We start from the raw sequence: 16,405 nt of genomic DNA on the forward strand, positions 1-16,405 counted from the left end.
TATTCGTTTAATTTAGGTTATGGAAGGATTGTTACTATGGAAGATATTATTCGAACCGTTAACTTGACAAAGCAATACGGGAATAAAGTCACTGTAGATCGCGTTTCGATTTCCGTTAAGAAAGGAGAAATCTATGGATTCCTGGGGTTGAACGGTGCAGGGAAAACGACAACCATCCGAGCTCTTCTCGGAATGAGCAAGCCTTCTTCCGGAGAAGTGTATTTGTTTGGTCAGCGCTGGGCGAATGGAAATCCCGATTTATCAAGACGAGTAGGTTATATGGTGGAAGTTCCCTATGCCTACCCTACCTTTACGGTTAGGGAAAACTTGAGTTTGATGGCCAGATTGCGAGGATTACCGGTTCCGAGGGCAGTTGACGAAATTATGGAGCAATTGAATTTGACCCAATATGCGGATAGTAAGGCAAGAGATTTGTCACTTGGTAACGCGCAGAAACTTGGATTGGCCAAAGCGTTAATTCATAAGCCAGATGTTCTGATTCTTGATGAGCCAACCAATGCGCTTGATCCAGCCGGAATTGTCGAGATAAGGGAGCTGCTGAAAGCTCTAGCTTCTCAACAAGGGGTTACCGTATTTATATCGAGCCATATCCTTGAGGAAATGTCCAAAATGGCTTCTCGAATCGGCATTATTCACAAAGGCGTTTTGCTTGAAGAACTGACAACAAAAGACTTTGAAACCATCCGACGAAAGCAGTTGATGATCGGAACGAAGGATGATCGGAAGGCTCAAGCTATTCTTTCAGACTCCGGGTATGCGGTACATGCGACTTCGAATAAAGGCTTTGCGCTACTGGATGATCATGCCGTTAAGCATCCCGAACATATTGCGAGATTGCTTGCTCAACATGAAGTACCGCTCAGCATGCTTAACATTGAAGAAGAGAACTTGGAACATTATTTTCTCAATGTAATCGGAGTTAAGGAGGAAAAACCAGATTGAGACCATTGTTGACAGCCTGTAGTGTTGAAGTTTACAAATTGCGTCGGTCCTTTGTTTTATGGGGTACGCTTCTGTTTATATTGTTTGTCATCACGTTGTTCTTAGGACAGCCCAATTGGTCTTCTTTTTTTGAACGGACTGCGTTTTTGTATGCATCTGTGTTTGGGCTGCTGGGGTTTGGATTGGTAACAAGTTGGACATTTGGCCGAGAGTATTCCGATCGAACGCTCAAGGATTTGCTCGTTTTGCCTGTATCACGTGGTAAAATCGCGATTGCCAAATATGTCGCAATTATATACTGGTGTTTTGTAATGATGTTGATCAGCTTTGCTTATGCCTTAATACTTGGTTTTTCAATCGGACTTCCTGGCTTTTCGTTTGCAATTGTTCAACATTATTTGTTCTTAATACTTATGATTGGTGCTCTCCACCTATTATTAAGTGCTCCTCTTGCCCTATTGGCCTGTATATCGCGTGGCTATCTGGTACCGATCAGCTTTGCATTTACAACTTTAATGTTGGCATTGGTGTTCGGTCCTACCGCCATTGGAGCTTATCTGCCTTGGTCTGTACCTGCTTTGCATTTGCAGGAAAGCGGAGTATCTTTATTTCCCTTGGCAGGTATCAGTTATTTTCTGGTATTTTTAATCGGACTCCTAGGTCTCATTGGAACGGTTAAATGGTTACAAAACAGGGAGCAGTGATTGCTAGCCTCTTCATTTTTGCAAAGATCAAGCTTTTGATGCAGAAGCTTTCGTCTTACCTGCACCCTTTTGCATTCGCATCCTTCAACATATATCTGAGCTGTGTAGCATAGGAAGGCTCAACCATATGGTCGATAGGTCCTCCCTCCCTCCATTCATCTTCAGCGTCAGCTAAAAGGATATAGAAACAGCGGCATTTTAAGGACCAAAATCCTAGAATGCCGCTGTACGTACGTTCCCCGTTAGTATATCAATGCATCAACTCTGCAGTACAGAGGAGTTAATGTACAATGAGAACTGGGCAAATTGATAGCTGTGAAACCTTATGGCTGACATTAATCAAGATAACTTGAGTTGGTTTGTTTCGGGTTATTTCAACGGTTTCCTTTACCTACAATACTTCATAGTTCTCTTCTACCTTCTTACTTTATATTCCTTGTAACATTGAATACTTTCGATAAGCTTTATAATAACTACTACCATAGAAAACAACCATAATAGCGGGAAGCGACCTTAAAAGAGCAAATGGTGTTTCAAATAAAATTGCTTTCCAAAATAGTGCACCTTCCATACTCCAAAGACCTTCAGCTAAAAATATACCAGAATCCTTGTAAAGCATATAACAAAAAGTCAGTAACAGTATACCTAAACTAGATGAATAACCCATCACTCTTTTATAATAATTACTCTTCGATTGACGATCCGAGAAAATTTCATTCTGGTCGTCATCTTCTTTTTGCCAGTATCGAATCCCCCCTAGCAAGGGACCATCGATATATGTCCAACCAAAGTCTTCATATATCTCTTTGTAATCTTTGAACTTTTTCTTTGATAAATAATCTTGATAATCCAGTCGCGTCACATATCTCTTGTCTGTTTTTTCGAAAGTGTATATTCCTAATCCACTAATTTTTGTACAGCGATAGCCTTTTTTTGATTGATCGTTCAGCCATTGCTCCTCTTTTTCAATATCAAAAAACATCTTAAATTTCTTCATTCAATCCACTTCCTTCGTACAGGGATAAAATATGCATTAATCTGTTTTGTTCCATTTTCAAAATGGTCCTTCCTTCTGCAGTTATCATATAAACTTTCCTTCGACCTGATTCTCCGACAGGTTCTATCCAACCATGCTTATTTAAATTTTCAATCGCACCATATAACGTACCCGCTGCTAAAATAACTGTACCGTTGCTTGTCTCTTCTATCTTCTGCATGACGGCATAACCATGGAGCGGTTCACGCAATGCTAATAGAATATAATGCATAGTTTCAGACAACGGTAATAATTTATGTTTCATTTTGCACCCTCTATTCAGTTCGACTGTACAGTTCAACTTAGTAATAACATAATACAGTTCAACTGAATAATCAACAACATTTTCAATTATTAAGTTAAAACTCGATAAAAAGAATGGTACTTAATTAGGTTTCAAGTGCATGTGCCTATAAATATGTATCTAATCGGCAATGGGAACATATTCTTGTCCTTGGCTTAAGTAACAAAAAATACCGACCCTTCAACTTCAAAGGTCGGATATCTGTTAAGTAAGGTTTCTGCGCCCACTTTTAATTGTATTCAACTAACCTGCCCGTTAGTTGAAATGAAAGTTTATAAATTATGTTTACAGTTACAGTATGACGATTAAATAGAAAAGGGCTGCTAATCCAAAACGGTATAGAGCAAACCACTCCAATCGAAGTCGCTTGATCAGTCTAATAAACGTTACTACCGCAATCATAGCCACAAGAAAGGATGTCATAAAGCCAATTAACATTAGATAAAAATCGTCTAAACTTAGTAAATCGCGGCTATCATATAAGTCCAACAAGGTAGCACCAAACATAACAGGTACAGAAATAATGAACGTAAAATCTGCGGCAGCTTTTTGGCTAGTACCGAGCAAAAGGCCACCTGAAATCGTCGAACCCGATCTCGAAAAACCTGGCCACAAAGCTAGACATTGGAATAAGCCAATCCCAAAAGCTTGTTTGTAACTAATCATATCAATTGTATCAACGCTGGTAGTTCTCTTACTCTGTGCTGCGATGATCATTAACAAACCACCAGCAACTAAACCAATTAAGACAGGTGTAGGGCCGAATAATTGACTTTTTATAGTGTCCTTTAGTAAAAGATATACGATTAAAGCTGGTAACATAGCCAAAATCATATGTATTACGTTTAATCCTTTACTTTTTGAAAAATCCATTTTAATTAAGTTTGACCCAATCTCCACATACCTTTTCCAATAAAGAATTAGAACTGCCATCACTGCACCCAACTGTATAACAATTTTAAAGGTTATTGCCGCGTCTCCCTCAAAGTTAAGTAAATTGCCTGCTAAAATAAGATGTCCAGTAGACGATACAGGTAAGAATTCAGTTAAGCCTTCTATTATGCCAAGTATTATTGCTTTTATTACATCAGTCATTAGAAGATATCCCCTTTACGAAAAAAACTCGCTTAACAAGTTCAAGTATAAGAGTAAATGACTATCTATTCCCATCGATTAGCATAACAATATTCATTTCAGTGTGACATTATTGTCACATCATTTAAATGATATACAGATCATATTGATGTATCTTGTAAAACTAACCTGCCCGTTAGCTAAATGAATTAACAAGGAAAAGAATCGATTAGTTATATGTCTAATCGGTAATGGGAACAAGTTCTTGTCCCTCGACAACACATTCAACTTAAAGAAAATATAAAATGCCGCTGATTTTAGCGGCATTTTATATTCATTGTTACTCCTTGCTTTCTACTTGTCTACGTTACTTTTTGATCTGTTAATTTCCAACCCCTTTGTAATCAAACCAATCAAAATCAACAAAAGGAGAATTTTTGATATCGTAGTGTAATTGATCAACACTGTCTACTGAGTTTAAATCGACTTGTGTGCTTGCATACATGCCGATGTATGTTCCCGTAAATCCCTCAGCACGATCCGTACTGAGCAACCGACCATCGGCATTTTCGACTAACACTTCCCATTCCTCAACATCAGTTAAACGATAATAAAAACTGTATTGCTGTTGTTGCGCCTCCACTTTTAACTGGATGATACTGGTGTTCCAAGGTATTGAACCCAGCAGTCTTTCCTCACCATCTTCGCGCTTCACAAGTTGAATGACAGGCTCTCCTTGTTTTAGTGTTAACTCAAATCGAAAATGGTGATCCGCGTTATGAAAAAGAGTAAGTCCGGCTGCTTCTCCTTCATGTTGCGGTTGGAATTCCAGTTGTGTTGCTGCGTAAAAGCACAAATGTTGTTGACGGCGTCCCACAAATGCCGGGTTTCCTGAATCCGTCAGTTGGTCGCTTTTCAATCTTAATCGCAAATGTCCCGGTCGCTGAGTTAAGCTCCAGAACTCGCCGCGCGGAGTTCGCAGGAAATTCCACTCTGGAGACAGACGGTCCTTGTCGAAATCCTCTCTAACAGGTGTATTTGGCCACTTCATTTCAGGCAAGTCTGGCGATATTGTTTCCAGTTCCAGTCTGCCAACACCCGGACTGACAACCGGCCACTCCTCTTCCCATCGAACAGGAGTCAGGAATGTTTCCCGACCCAGGTTCCGGTAATATCCTCCAGCCGTTCTGGATGCAAGGCAAAACAACCACCAGTCGCCTTGCTGGGTCTCAATTAGTTCGGCATGGCCTACATTCACGATTGGATAATCTCTACCGAGATGCCGATGTGTGAGAATTGGATTGGCTCGGTGACCTTCAAAGGGACCTGTGATGTTGCGGCTTCGTGCAATCGTTACCGCATGTGTATGGCCGGTTCCTCCTTCTGCAATTAACAGGTAATACCAGTCATCTTTTCTATAGATATGAGGTCCTTCCTGAGCATGTGCAACTTTGAGCGCCCCCTGCCATATGCTCATTTTTTCACCAACAAGCCTGCCCTGCTTCAAATCAATTTCCTGGAGCCAGATATCCATATGTTTGGGATAGTCCTGTCCTGCTGGTGGGATTCGATTCCCGGTGTAATAGGTTCGCCCGTCTTCGTCAAAGAAAAGCGACGGATCAATACCTGGCGCATCATCCAGCCATACCGGATCAGACCAGTCACCTGACGGATCGGTAGTGGTTACATAGAAGTTATGTTCTTTCTTTTCATTATCAACAAATGTAGTAATCATATAGAATGTGCCGTTATAATAACGAATCGTTGGAGCCCATATGCCCCGAGAAGGCATAATCCCATCCAAATTAAGCTGTGAAGCACGATCAAGAACATGGCCTAGTTGCTGCCAATGAACCAGATCTTTACTATGGAATAATGGTACGCCCGGAAAATATTCAAAACTGGACGTAACGAGATAATAATCTTCTCCTACACGAATGGCCGACGGGTCTGGATGAAATCCCGGCAACACAGGGTTGCGAAATGTTTTCACGTGAAGTTCTCCTTCATTAATATGTTATGGATTATCGATCTCAGCGTTCTCTTGCACGAGTGAAAGTTCTAAAGCCGGATTCCAATCATCCGCTCCTGCAAAGAGCTGGGCAGGCAGATATTTCTCTGCTTCTTCTGCAGTCAACTGAGTCGTCCAGTTAAAACGTGCTTTGGGATTCGCTCCAGGCCCATAACTGGCAAATTCGGCAAAACGTGCCGTACGTTCATTATCCGAGTTACTCCAGTTATTCCATCCGGATGAACTGATGTGATTATCCATATAACTGTTGATATAGACTACATTGGCATAAGGTCTCCACGGTCTGCCAAGAGGTATCGTACCAGCAAGACCTGTTTCGCCAGTAATGCGGCTATTCAGGAATACATAACCAGACTTCTCTTCCGCAGTGGATGCTGCTGTAACGTAACCACTGCTTAAGCTGTGAATGACGCTGTTCTCAAACAATGCAGTTGCATTGCCAAAGATAAAGTCGACATCACCTTCAATATAACTGTCCACATAATATTGTCTTCCATCGTTCACATAGAGTGTGTCCTGCCATCCCTTTAGGCTAACGTCCCGGAATACTAGACGATCACCGCGAGCTAACAGAGCAACCGCTTGACCTGCATTGTCGCCAGCATCATTCTGTATTGTCAGATGCTCAGCCGTAAAATCGTTTGTCTGCACCCGAAAGCTATAGCTGCCTGAGGTGCCGAGAGGATTGCCGGATGAATCCAATGTGCTGGCAGAATCACCATAGATCAGCACAGTACCCTCCCGGCTCTCGCCAATGATTCGCAGATGTTTTTTGCTGGACGGTACATCCAGCTTCTCACGGTAGACTCCGTCCTTGATTCGTATGATGGTAGGAAGCGTGCTATTGTCAGGAACCGCATGAATAGCTTCCTGAACCTGTTCATATTGTGCACTTCCATCAGATGACACTGTTAGAACGGGTGCAGGAATTTCAGATATTGGAGCGGACGACATGCTCTCGCCAACTTCATTAAACGAAGTAATGACGTAATAGTAGGCAGTGCCATTGATTAACTGTGTATCAGAAAATGAAATATCCTCTACACTGGAAGCTACAGTAACGAACGGCCCTTCGGGTGATTCACTTCGTTTCACTGCATAGTACTCAGCTCCCTCGGCTTCTTGCCAAGCAAGAGAGATTGTACTTTCATCAGGCTCTGCACGAATCTCCGACGGAGGCTGAGGTCTACCATCATCCAATGTTGGTCGAGTGCCAGCGGCTGCGGAGTCAAGGCTTCGTGTACCTTGAGCAAGTGCAGTCACCCTGTAATAATAGGGCTTACCGTTCACGAGTCCTGTATCCAGATAGGAAGTTCCAGATTCCTGATCAGCAATGACTTCGTAAGTTCCAGTCACGGACGTTGCACGCTTGATCACGTAAGTCGTAGCTCCTTCTATGGCTTCCCACGTGATGGAAACGGATTCGGGAAGAGACTCTACTGTAACTTTGGGAGTAGATAGAGCCATGGTCGGTGTTACAGCAACAGAGGCAGAATCTCCTCCCTCTCCACCAATCCCAGTGGCAGATACGACGTAATAGTAGGTCGTTCCATTATCCAGTCCCCCATCCCGAAACGTAGGAACAGACGTACGAGACGCCACAGTTGTATACGGGCCTTCAGCCTGCAGACTGCGTTTTACTGTATAGTAGTTAGCTGCTTCGACTTTTTCCCACGTTAATTCTGCTTGTGCATTTCTAGCAACAGCCATCAGACTCTCAGGCACTTCCGGTCGCACAGCATCCTCCGAGGGTGTCACTGAAGACGTATTCGAGTTGCCGCTCTCGCCCAAAGGACCAACGGCCGTCACGACATATGTGTAGGTCGTTCCATTGGTGACCTCTTCGTCGATGTAGGTTGTCTCAGTTAATTCAGAAGCAATCAATTCATAGTCGTTCTCGGACTGGATACTACGCTTTACATTGTAAGTAGAAGCTCCATCCGCTTCCTCCCAGTGCAATCTCACCATACCATTGCCTGGCTCCGAGCGTAGCCCTTTAGGAGAACTAACTGGTTCAACATAGAGTTTTACATTGTCATAGAACAACGTTCCTTTACCCGTGCCTGGTGTTCTGGCAAACATTCGTCCAACACCATCAGCAGCCACATCGGCCTGGAACGGCACATCATCTGCGACGCGCACATCATCAACGTATATATCCGCTTTTTGCGAGGCTACATTGCCAACGATCTTAAAGCTGTACCAGCGGTTATTGACCGGTGCATCCATTAATTTGTAATCTTTGCCGTCTTTTTTGTAAATTAGCGTATATTGATCCTCTGCTACCGGAGCAGAAGGTTTGCGTAGCTCGATGGAGAGTGCGGTGCGACTTCCCGTTCCATTTTGCAATTGCAGAACCGTTGATGTGCCAGGCCAGCCTTGAGACATAATATCAGCTTCAAACACAAAGCTGTCCCGTTGTGGTGGAAAGGATCTCACGAATTGAGAAATGCCAACCCCATTGTCATACATCATGAGCGCTTTAGAAGATGAGTTCCCCGTTGTTCCTGTAGGAACAGGCGTCACAACGACTTTGAGATCGGCTGTCTGTGGATCAGGTAATACAGTGTAACTTGCTGGGATTGTATTGGTTTCGATATCCTCAAAATCATCATTTATATCATGAATTGTCTCCGGCTCTCCTTCCGCTGATGCACTAGCTTCATTTGAGTAGAAGCTTGTGCCATGATCATTCGTAGCCTTTACAGCGTAATAATAGGATTTACCTACAGTGAGATTGGGATCTGTGTAGCTGGTGGTCGTGATACCCTCTTGCTGCAAAGTGTATGGCCCACCAGGAATCTCTGATCTATATATCAAATAAGAGTCCGCACGTTGCACTTCATCCCAATGTAAGTGAATGGACTTGAGATCTGGCTCAGCTACAAGTTCAGTGGGTGCTATTGGGAAATCAGCAGGCAACTCCTGAACAGATGCATTGGAGAAAACAGATGTATTGAGCTTATCAACTTCATCATCCGGTTTGGAAGCATCGGCTGCCAATCCGATGTAGACCGTTTCGTCTGCTGGGAATGATTGTGAATCGATAACAAACCAGTCGTTACCATCCTTCGATACAAGTGAGTTCACTTGATCCCCAAGTCGCACAAGCTTTACCCAATACGGGAGTGTGACCATACCACCTTTTTCCTGATGTGCAACTTCGTTACCTGCTCCATCACGAACGAGGCTAACTGCTTGTTGTCCACCCTTCACATAAGTGACCATGGCGGCAATAAACGGGGATGATGCATCCAGACTTTTACGAATCATGACACCTGCTTCCGCACCATCGTCGGTAGCTGTCACCTGATCAACTCTAGCTACAATCTCACCATTGCCTTCTAAGGCTTGGTAAGCATAGTGGAAATGATCCGTCTCTCCACTGATATCTCCAGCTGATTTTACCGTAACGTCAGTATCGCTAGCTCCCAATTGGGTATGACCCGTAATGCCCGGTTCTCCAATATCGGTGGATGACCAAGGGGCAATACTGTTCTGTTTGTGAACATGTACCGTGACATTGTTGGACTGCGTTGAAGTACCTGAGTCATCAATTGCTCGGGCAGTGAGATAATGTGTGCCATCCTGCACATTTTCCCAAGTAAACGTGTAAGGCGCTGTATCATCTTCCCCCAGTTTCACATCGTTTTGGTAAAATTCCACTTTGGCAATGCTACCGTCTACATCAGAGGCAGAAGCAGTGATCTCAACGGAAGAACCTTCAGTCTGAACGGTATGGTTAGCAGGTGATTGAATTTCAACCGTAGGATTAATAGATCCATTGCCAGCAATGCTGTTCAGATAAACTTCCAGATAGGTATAACCTGATTCATGTGTCTCATTGCGGTCAGCAGAATCATTAGGATCGAGACCCATGCTGATCTCCCATTCATCAGGCATACCGTCATGATCAGAGTCAACCAGAGCTGACGCCGTCTCCTCGAACTCAAGGTAACCCCCGATTTCCTTTTGCGAATTAATATGTTGTCCGGTGCGATTTTTCACATCGTTTACGATTCGTGCATCGATGGCGTCTCGTCTTGGCAGACTTGCACCTGCCTTTGCAAGGACTTGCTCATAGGCTATCTCTGCATCGTCAATGGATGCGGGATTAGCCATCTGCACTGGCGAGAGTAGTTTGGAATCTGGATTCGCAAGTTCACCCACACCTAACCAGTTGTCCGCTGTGACATCGGGATAACCGTCCACGACATTGCCACTCACATGTATACGTGTATCAGGGCCAACATCGAGGAAAATTTGATCCCGGGCGTTGCGATACGTATTCGGACCATATTTATAATAGTTATTCATGAGGTTATAATTGCCTTCCTCACCGCCATAAGCAGAGAAGAACCCCCAATTATAGACAATATTGTTGTAGGACTCGGTATTAAAACCAGGAGCTCCTGCAAATCTTGGGTTACGGCTCACATTGTGAGCAATGATATTGTGATGGTAAGATGTGTTGTTCCCGCCCCAGATGCCTGCATATCCATGTCGACCCTTCTGATGCGTGGTCATCAGCATGCTCTCAGCAATGACAGACCATTGCACAGTTGTATTCTCGTTGGCGTACATACTCAGCACTTCATCGACAGACCAGGTAAACGATGAGTGGTCGATCATAATGTTTTTGTGGTATCGCCCGCCAAATACGTCATCCTCACTTGGGTGCTTATCCCCGAGCCGAAAGCGCATATGTCTGACGATAATGTTATCCGCTTGGAATGTAGTCCAATAATCCGATACGGTGATGCCTTCTCCTGGAGCTGTCTGTCCAGCAATCGTGATATTAGAACCGGTAATCGCCAGAGGGGATTCCAGATGAATCGTTCCTCCCACTCTGAATACAACGGTTGTATCGCTGTGACTAACGGCATCTCGAAGAGATCCAGGGCCGGAATCGGAGAGGGTGGTCACTTCATATACCGATCCTCCCCTACCACCTGTTACGTACTTACCGCCACCTTCAGCACCGGGAAATGCGGGTAATAATGGAGTAGCTTCATCTTCTGCAGCAACCATACCTGGTAGCACACTAAATAACATTGCAACGACCAATACGAATGATACAATTCTTTTCAACGAATCTTCCTCCTCCGGTTTACATGTATTTGTGCAGATGTTACCTCACTGAGAACCAGATGCTCATACAGTAAATCTTTCTGTTACCTGGCATCACCTCCTCAACATAATGTAAGCGTTATCAGTAAAAAGTGCGAAAACCGGTTGTAATCCGAAACCTATCCGTATTCTTCCTGCGATCACGTTCTAGGTTTCCGATACACCGGTTCTCGTCATAGGCAATTAAACTTTGGCATGCAGCAGGTACTCGTATTCGGTACATGCGAGCAAGAAGGCACCCAATCCTTTTTGATCATTGGTTATAATCGGCTCACTTATATAATAAGCGTAACATCCGTCACGTCGGGTATCTCCACCGAGCCCTGCCACCTGGCAGTTTTTGTAGAGATTCACCCAACCCTGATTGGTTTCCATTACGAATTCAGAGATTAATCCTGCATAAGCATGATTCAATACCGGTTCCCATTCCCGTGGTAACCAACCTAGGCGAATACCTTTGGCCAGGGCGTATACAATCATGCTGGATGCTGACGCTTCCAGGTAATTCCCTTTGCGATTCCCCTCATTCACCACCTGATACCATACCCCGCTAGTTGTATCCTGATAAGTGCGCAGAGCGGCCATCGTATCCGTGAAAATCTCAACCAACTTGCGATAATCGGGATGATGGTTCGGTAATAACTCCAGAACATCCACTAAAGCCATAACAAACCAGCCGATAGATCTGCCCCAAAAGTTAGGCGATTGCCCTGTTACCGAATGGCTCCAAGGCTGAACGCGTTTTTCATCCCAAGCATGATAGAGCAGTCCTGTAGCATCGTCTCGGGTATGTTTGGCACACAATATAAATTGTTTGGTTACATCATTCAATAATTCCTCTTCGGGTTCCCAACGAATCAAATACTCCAGATAGAACGGCGCTCCCATATAGAGACCGTCCAACCAGATCTGGTAGGGATATACTTGCTTGTGCCAGAAAGCTCCCTCTGACGTGCGCGGGTGAGTCACAAGTTGTTCACGTAACAGACCTGCTGCAAGCTTATATTTCATTTTCCCTGTCCTGTCATAAAGGCCGAACATCAGCTTGCCATTATTCAAATGATCGATATTATGTTCTTCCATCCGGTATCCCCGAACAGATCCATCATCTTGAACAAAATAATCCATATTATACTGGATGTATTGCGCATATTGCTCATCACCTGTCGCTTGCCATAACCGTTCAAATCCTTTTAACACTACTCCATAATCATAAGACCACTTGCCGTGGTGCCCGTTTTCTTCATACAGCTTAGGGGTTCGCTCCATGATGGATGCGGCTGTTTTGGCTGCCCATAAATCCTTAACAGATTTCGTTTCAAGCATCTGTAGAGTTCCTCCTCCGCACTTATTTGCTGTTTATTTATTGTTCAATACGGCTTGGTGCGCTGCCTCATATTCGGTAATGATTTTGTCTCCACCTGATTTTCTCCAGGTATCAATTGCATTCTGGAAGCCAGCACGATCCAGCTTGCCCAGGATATACTTGTAAGTCGCATCCGTGATGATCTTTTGCAATTCAGAGCCTTGTTCTGAGAACGTTGGTGATTCCAGCGAGTACACCGGGTTCAGCACGGCAAAGGTTGTATTTTCCTCAATTAACCGTGTGGATTCAATACGGAGCGGGTCAGCATCTTTAATGGTATACCCGTTCTCGTTGGGGCGCGAGGAAGAAAATGGCTGTACCTCTTGCTCCCATAGCTTGGTATCAATAATTGTGGCACCATTGTTCTCGTCGAGGCTATAATGCACATCTTTGATACCGTAGGTCATTAAGGTAAACACCTCTTCACTCATCAGATCATCCATAAACTTCAGAACCCGTTTCAATTCAGCTTCGTCTTTAACTTCCGATTTTGGGAAAGCAAGCAGTCCTCCTACACCATTGGAAGTGGACCATATGGCCCGGTCACTTTCATCTCCCGTTGATGTAATATCATTCACCATGACGAGTTCCATGTCGTCCTGTACGCCTTTGGCCAGATTAAACAGGCCTTTGCTGTCAAATAATGCACCCACATATATCCCGGCTTTGCCCTGAGCAAATCCCTCTTGTTGATCCTTCTTGGCGGTTACCGCGAAATCCTGATTAATGTATCCATTCTGGTACAGCTCTTTCATATAATCCATGGCCTGGATATAACCCTCTGCTTCGAACTCGGGTGTCACTTTTCCATCCTCGCTAATGGCCCAGCCGCTTGGGGTGCCAAAGTAGGAGCTCAGTGTTTTGAATGCACCGAATACCAAGTCGCTCCGATCAATGAATCCTGTCGTATCGTTGGCTCCATTGCCATCAGGGTCTTGCTCCGTGAAGGCTTTGGCAACTTCCATTAATTCGGCAGTGGTTTTGGGTACAGGTAATCCAACATGATTGAGCCAGTCTTTACGAAGAATGACACCGTTACGTGCAACCTGTTTTTGCATGGGGATACCGTACAACTTCCCCTCAATGGATGCGGAATTACGCATATCCTGAGAGATGCCTTTCAGATTTGGATATTCATCGAGATAAGGTCCAACTTCCCAGAAGACGCCTGCTTTCAGCGCATTTCGGACCGAAGAGTTTTCCAGAATGGTCAGGGAGACGATATCAGCCAGTGAACCTGAAGCGAGTGAGGTATTTAGGCGTTCTTCCTTGGAAGCATCGGGTATCCATGAAAATTGGATATCTACATCTGTGAACTCTTCAATCTTATTAAGTACCGTATCGGTCGGCGGCGAAGCAGTATGCATGATGTTCAACCAACTAATCGTTGTCTTTCCATCGGCATTGATGCCCGTATCGTTGTTCCCCCCGGAACAAGCGGAGAGAAGTAAGGTTCCACATAACGTAAACGCTAACAATTTGAAGGATCTAAATCTCATGTTTAACTCCCCTTTTCATATTTTTTTGTAGAGCCTACATCCTCACGATTCAATTAAATTTCGACATCGCACTTCGTGCACTAGTAGACCCCGTCTTCACCCAACTTTTTCGCCAATCGGTTAGCGAGCATAACGAGTACCAGTCCTACCAAGCCCTTGAACAACCCTACTGTGGTGCTGAAGCTTAATTGACCGTTCTTTAAGCCAGCGGTGAAAATGTACGTATCGAAAATCTCTCCCACTTCGCGATTTAGCGAATTCAGAAGCAAATACATATGCTCGAATCCGAGTTCAAGCGTGTTGCCGATTTTAAGAATAAGCAATGTAATAATGACGGGACGAATGGCTGGCAAGGTCACATGCCACATTTTACGCAACCGTGATGCACCATCCATGTCTGCGGCCTCATAGAGTTGCGTATCCACCACGGTAATGGCTGCAAGGTAGATGATCGTAGACCAGCCTGCTTCCTTCCATATAATCTGTAAGATGTACATCGGACGAAGCCACTCCGGTGATGTCAAAAAGCTGATTTTGCTTCCTCCAAAGGCTGCAATAATTTCATTGACGACTCCCCCATCTACGCTGAGGAATACATATGTGATGGATACGATGATTACCCAGGACATGAAGTGTGGAATGTACACGATGGTCTGAATGGAATTTCTGAACATCTTGTGCCGTACTTCATTCATCATTAGGGCGAGTATAATGGGAATCGGAAAGAAGATCACCAACTCCAGCGCAAACAAAATCAAAGTGTTGCTAAGCAACATGGCAAAGGTCGGCTCCGTAAACAGACGAATAAAATGCTTGAAACCAACCCATGGGCTGTCCTTGATTCCGAGAAACGGTTGATAATCCTGAAATGAAATGATAAGTCCGCCCATGGGAAAATACTTGAAGATCACAAAGTACACGAAGCCGGGAAGAATCATTAAATAGAGAAGTTTGTTGGATGCAGCCCTTCTTAAATAATGAGTTAGTCCGGTCTTTCCGTATGCGTTGCGTTGCAACGAAACGACTGAGGGTTCTGATTCTCTCACTGCTTGCTAACCTCCTCGATCTGTATTTGCGTTGATTGCTTCCCAAGCATATTTCATGTAAGCGATTACGTACATAATCATTAGCTATTGTGGTTGAACAAATTCGCGTGTACCGGGGCTCTAGGCCATTTTTGTATTGGTTGATTGTAGTTCAGGATTATTATTCGTCCTGCTGATTATCAGGGTTCTCTATCCTCAAAAACCACGATTCTCCCCCTCTTCAAGTTCAGTAGGTGAGGATTATATACGTAATAATCTTTGCTTGTTATGGTTAAGGCAGATCATTATCCATCAAGGAGGAACAATCCATATGTCCAAAATCGCTATTCGAAAGGAACGCCTCGGAGGCGTCATATTCAACGTAATGAATTATACGCTGCTGCTTCTTTTCTCTCTGGCTTGTCTGTTGCCCTTCGTAAATGTCGTTGCTAGTTCCTTCGCCTCCACACAAGAGATTGTGCAAAAGAAGTTTATTTTGTTCCCCACGACCTTCTCTCTGGATGCCTACCGTTACATCTTTTCTACACCTACCATCTTCAAAGGACTGGGCGTATCCATATTCATCACGCTGGCAGGAACCATTGTGAGCATGACACTAACAGCGCTCATGGCTTACGGGTTATCCCGGAGATATCTTCTGGGCAGAAACTTTATCAATTTCCTCATCGTTTTCTCCATGTTGTTCAGTGGCGGCATGATTCCTACCTTTTTGGTCGTCAAAGCTGTTGGGTTAATCGACTCGTACTGGTCCATGATCATTCCTACAGCCATCAACGCCTTTAATCTGATCATCATGCGCAATTTCTTTCAGGCGCTCCCCGACAGTCTCGAGGAATCAGCCAAGATCGACGGAGCCAATGATTTTCGTATTCTGCTGCAGATCATGATTCCACTGGCCTTGCCATCGATAGCTACACTGTCCCTGTTTTATGGCGTATCCTATTGGAATACCTATATGAATGCTATTTTGTATCTCAATGAGTCCAGAATGTGGCCTCTTCAGGTACTGCTCCGCCAGATTGTTATTGTCTCCAGTGGTATGGATGGCAATAGCTCCGTTGTTGATATCGTACCTCCATCGCAAACAATCAAGATGAGTGTGATCGTTGTAGCTACCGTACCGATGCTGATTGCGTACCCATTTGTACAGAAACACTTTACCAAGGGAGCCCTTCTCGGATCGGTGAAAGGGTAAACACTCTACTGAGAACGAACAATCCCCTCGGGTTATTAACCTGAGGGGATTTGAAC

11 protein-coding genes are annotated in these 16,405 nt (G+C 44.2%); 3 read left to right on the top strand and 8 right to left on the bottom strand.

Annotated features, from left to right (window positions below; translation table 11 throughout):
* Positions 1-36: 36 nt before the first annotated feature.
* Together QF041_RS04130 and QF041_RS04135 are read left to right on the top strand one after the other, a co-directional pair.
* Positions 37-963 carry an ABC transporter ATP-binding protein gene (locus QF041_RS04130; protein WP_307412255.1) on the top strand — a complete coding sequence of 309 codons (927 nt, stop codon included), beginning with the start codon at positions 37-39 and terminating at the stop codon, positions 961-963.
* Complete coding sequence (locus QF041_RS04135; RefSeq protein WP_307412258.1) at positions 960-1,667, top strand: ABC transporter permease; 708 nt, start codon at positions 960-962, stop codon at positions 1,665-1,667. The genes QF041_RS04130 and QF041_RS04135 overlap by 4 nt, the downstream gene beginning before the upstream one ends.
* A 427-nt stretch (positions 1,668-2,094) precedes the next feature.
* Here the strand turns inward: QF041_RS04135 and QF041_RS04140 are convergent, their stop codons facing one another.
* The 8 genes from QF041_RS04140 to QF041_RS04175 all read right to left on the bottom strand — a co-directional run bounded on the left by QF041_RS04140 (position 2,095) and on the right by QF041_RS04175 (position 15,046).
* Positions 2,095-2,664, bottom strand: a complete 570-nt coding sequence (locus QF041_RS04140) for a DUF2812 domain-containing protein (protein WP_307412261.1) — start codon at positions 2,662-2,664, stop codon at positions 2,095-2,097.
* Positions 2,651-2,968, bottom strand: coding sequence for a PadR family transcriptional regulator (locus QF041_RS04145; RefSeq protein WP_307412263.1), 318 nt, complete (start codon positions 2,966-2,968; stop codon positions 2,651-2,653). The genes QF041_RS04140 and QF041_RS04145 overlap by 14 nt, the downstream gene beginning before the upstream one ends.
* A 330-nt stretch (positions 2,969-3,298) precedes the next feature.
* On the bottom strand, positions 3,299-4,102 hold the full coding sequence (locus tag QF041_RS04150; RefSeq protein WP_307412266.1) for an undecaprenyl-diphosphate phosphatase: 804 nt from the start codon (positions 4,100-4,102) through the stop codon (positions 3,299-3,301).
* A 361-nt stretch (positions 4,103-4,463) separates the two neighbouring features.
* Positions 4,464-6,074 (bottom strand): glycoside hydrolase family 43 protein, encoded by a 1,611-nt coding sequence (locus QF041_RS04155; RefSeq protein WP_307412269.1) that lies wholly within the window; start codon positions 6,072-6,074, stop codon positions 4,464-4,466.
* A gap of 24 nt (positions 6,075-6,098) precedes the next feature.
* Positions 6,099-11,204 carry a pectinesterase family protein gene (locus QF041_RS04160; RefSeq protein WP_307412271.1) on the bottom strand — a complete coding sequence of 1,702 codons (5,106 nt, stop codon included), beginning with the start codon at positions 11,202-11,204 and terminating at the stop codon, positions 6,099-6,101.
* 222 nt (positions 11,205-11,426) lie between these two features.
* The gene (locus QF041_RS04165; RefSeq protein WP_307412274.1) at positions 11,427-12,569 is read right to left on the bottom strand and encodes a glycoside hydrolase family 88/105 protein; all 1,143 of its coding nucleotides are present in this window, start codon (positions 12,567-12,569) and stop codon (positions 11,427-11,429) included.
* A 33-nt stretch (positions 12,570-12,602) separates the two neighbouring features.
* Complete coding sequence (locus QF041_RS04170) at positions 12,603-14,108, bottom strand: extracellular solute-binding protein (protein ID WP_307412278.1); 1,506 nt, start codon at positions 14,106-14,108, stop codon at positions 12,603-12,605.
* An 80-nt stretch (positions 14,109-14,188) separates the two neighbouring features.
* Positions 14,189-15,046, bottom strand: a complete 858-nt coding sequence (locus tag QF041_RS04175; RefSeq protein ID WP_145325524.1) for an ABC transporter permease — start codon at positions 15,044-15,046, stop codon at positions 14,189-14,191.
* Positions 15,047-15,464: 418 nt separating this feature from the next.
* On the opposite strand from QF041_RS04175, the gene QF041_RS04180 reads away from it, so the two are divergent.
* Positions 15,465-16,349, top strand: a complete 885-nt coding sequence (locus tag QF041_RS04180) for a carbohydrate ABC transporter permease (RefSeq protein ID WP_145325324.1) — start codon at positions 15,465-15,467, stop codon at positions 16,347-16,349.
* Positions 16,350-16,405 lie beyond the last annotated feature (56 nt).

The organism is Paenibacillus sp. W2I17 (genome assembly GCF_030815985.1).
In the GTDB taxonomy this organism is placed as follows: domain Bacteria; phylum Bacillota; class Bacilli; order Paenibacillales; family Paenibacillaceae; genus Paenibacillus.

Excerpts from the sequence above, each read along its gene's own strand:
- QF041_RS04130 (WP_307412255.1), top strand. The coding sequence starts at position 37 with ATGGAAGATATTATTCGAACCGTTAACTTGACAAAGCAATACGGGAAT.
- QF041_RS04140 (WP_307412261.1), bottom strand. The coding sequence starts at position 2,664 with ATGAAGAAATTTAAGATGTTTTTTGATATTGAAAAAGAGGAGCAATGG.
- QF041_RS04145 (WP_307412263.1), bottom strand. The coding sequence starts at position 2,968 with ATGAAACATAAATTATTACCGTTGTCTGAAACTATGCATTATATTCTA.
- QF041_RS04150 (WP_307412266.1), bottom strand. The coding sequence starts at position 4,102 with ATGACTGATGTAATAAAAGCAATAATACTTGGCATAATAGAAGGCTTA.
- QF041_RS04165 (WP_307412274.1), bottom strand. The coding sequence starts at position 12,569 with ATGCTTGAAACGAAATCTGTTAAGGATTTATGGGCAGCCAAAACAGCC.
- QF041_RS04170 (WP_307412278.1), bottom strand. The coding sequence starts at position 14,108 with ATGAGATTTAGATCCTTCAAATTGTTAGCGTTTACGTTATGTGGAACC.
- QF041_RS04175 (WP_145325524.1), bottom strand. The coding sequence starts at position 15,046 with ATGATTCTTCCCGGCTTCGTGTACTTTGTGATCTTCAAGTATTTTCCC.
- QF041_RS04180 (WP_145325324.1), top strand. The coding sequence starts at position 15,465 with ATGTCCAAAATCGCTATTCGAAAGGAACGCCTCGGAGGCGTCATATTC.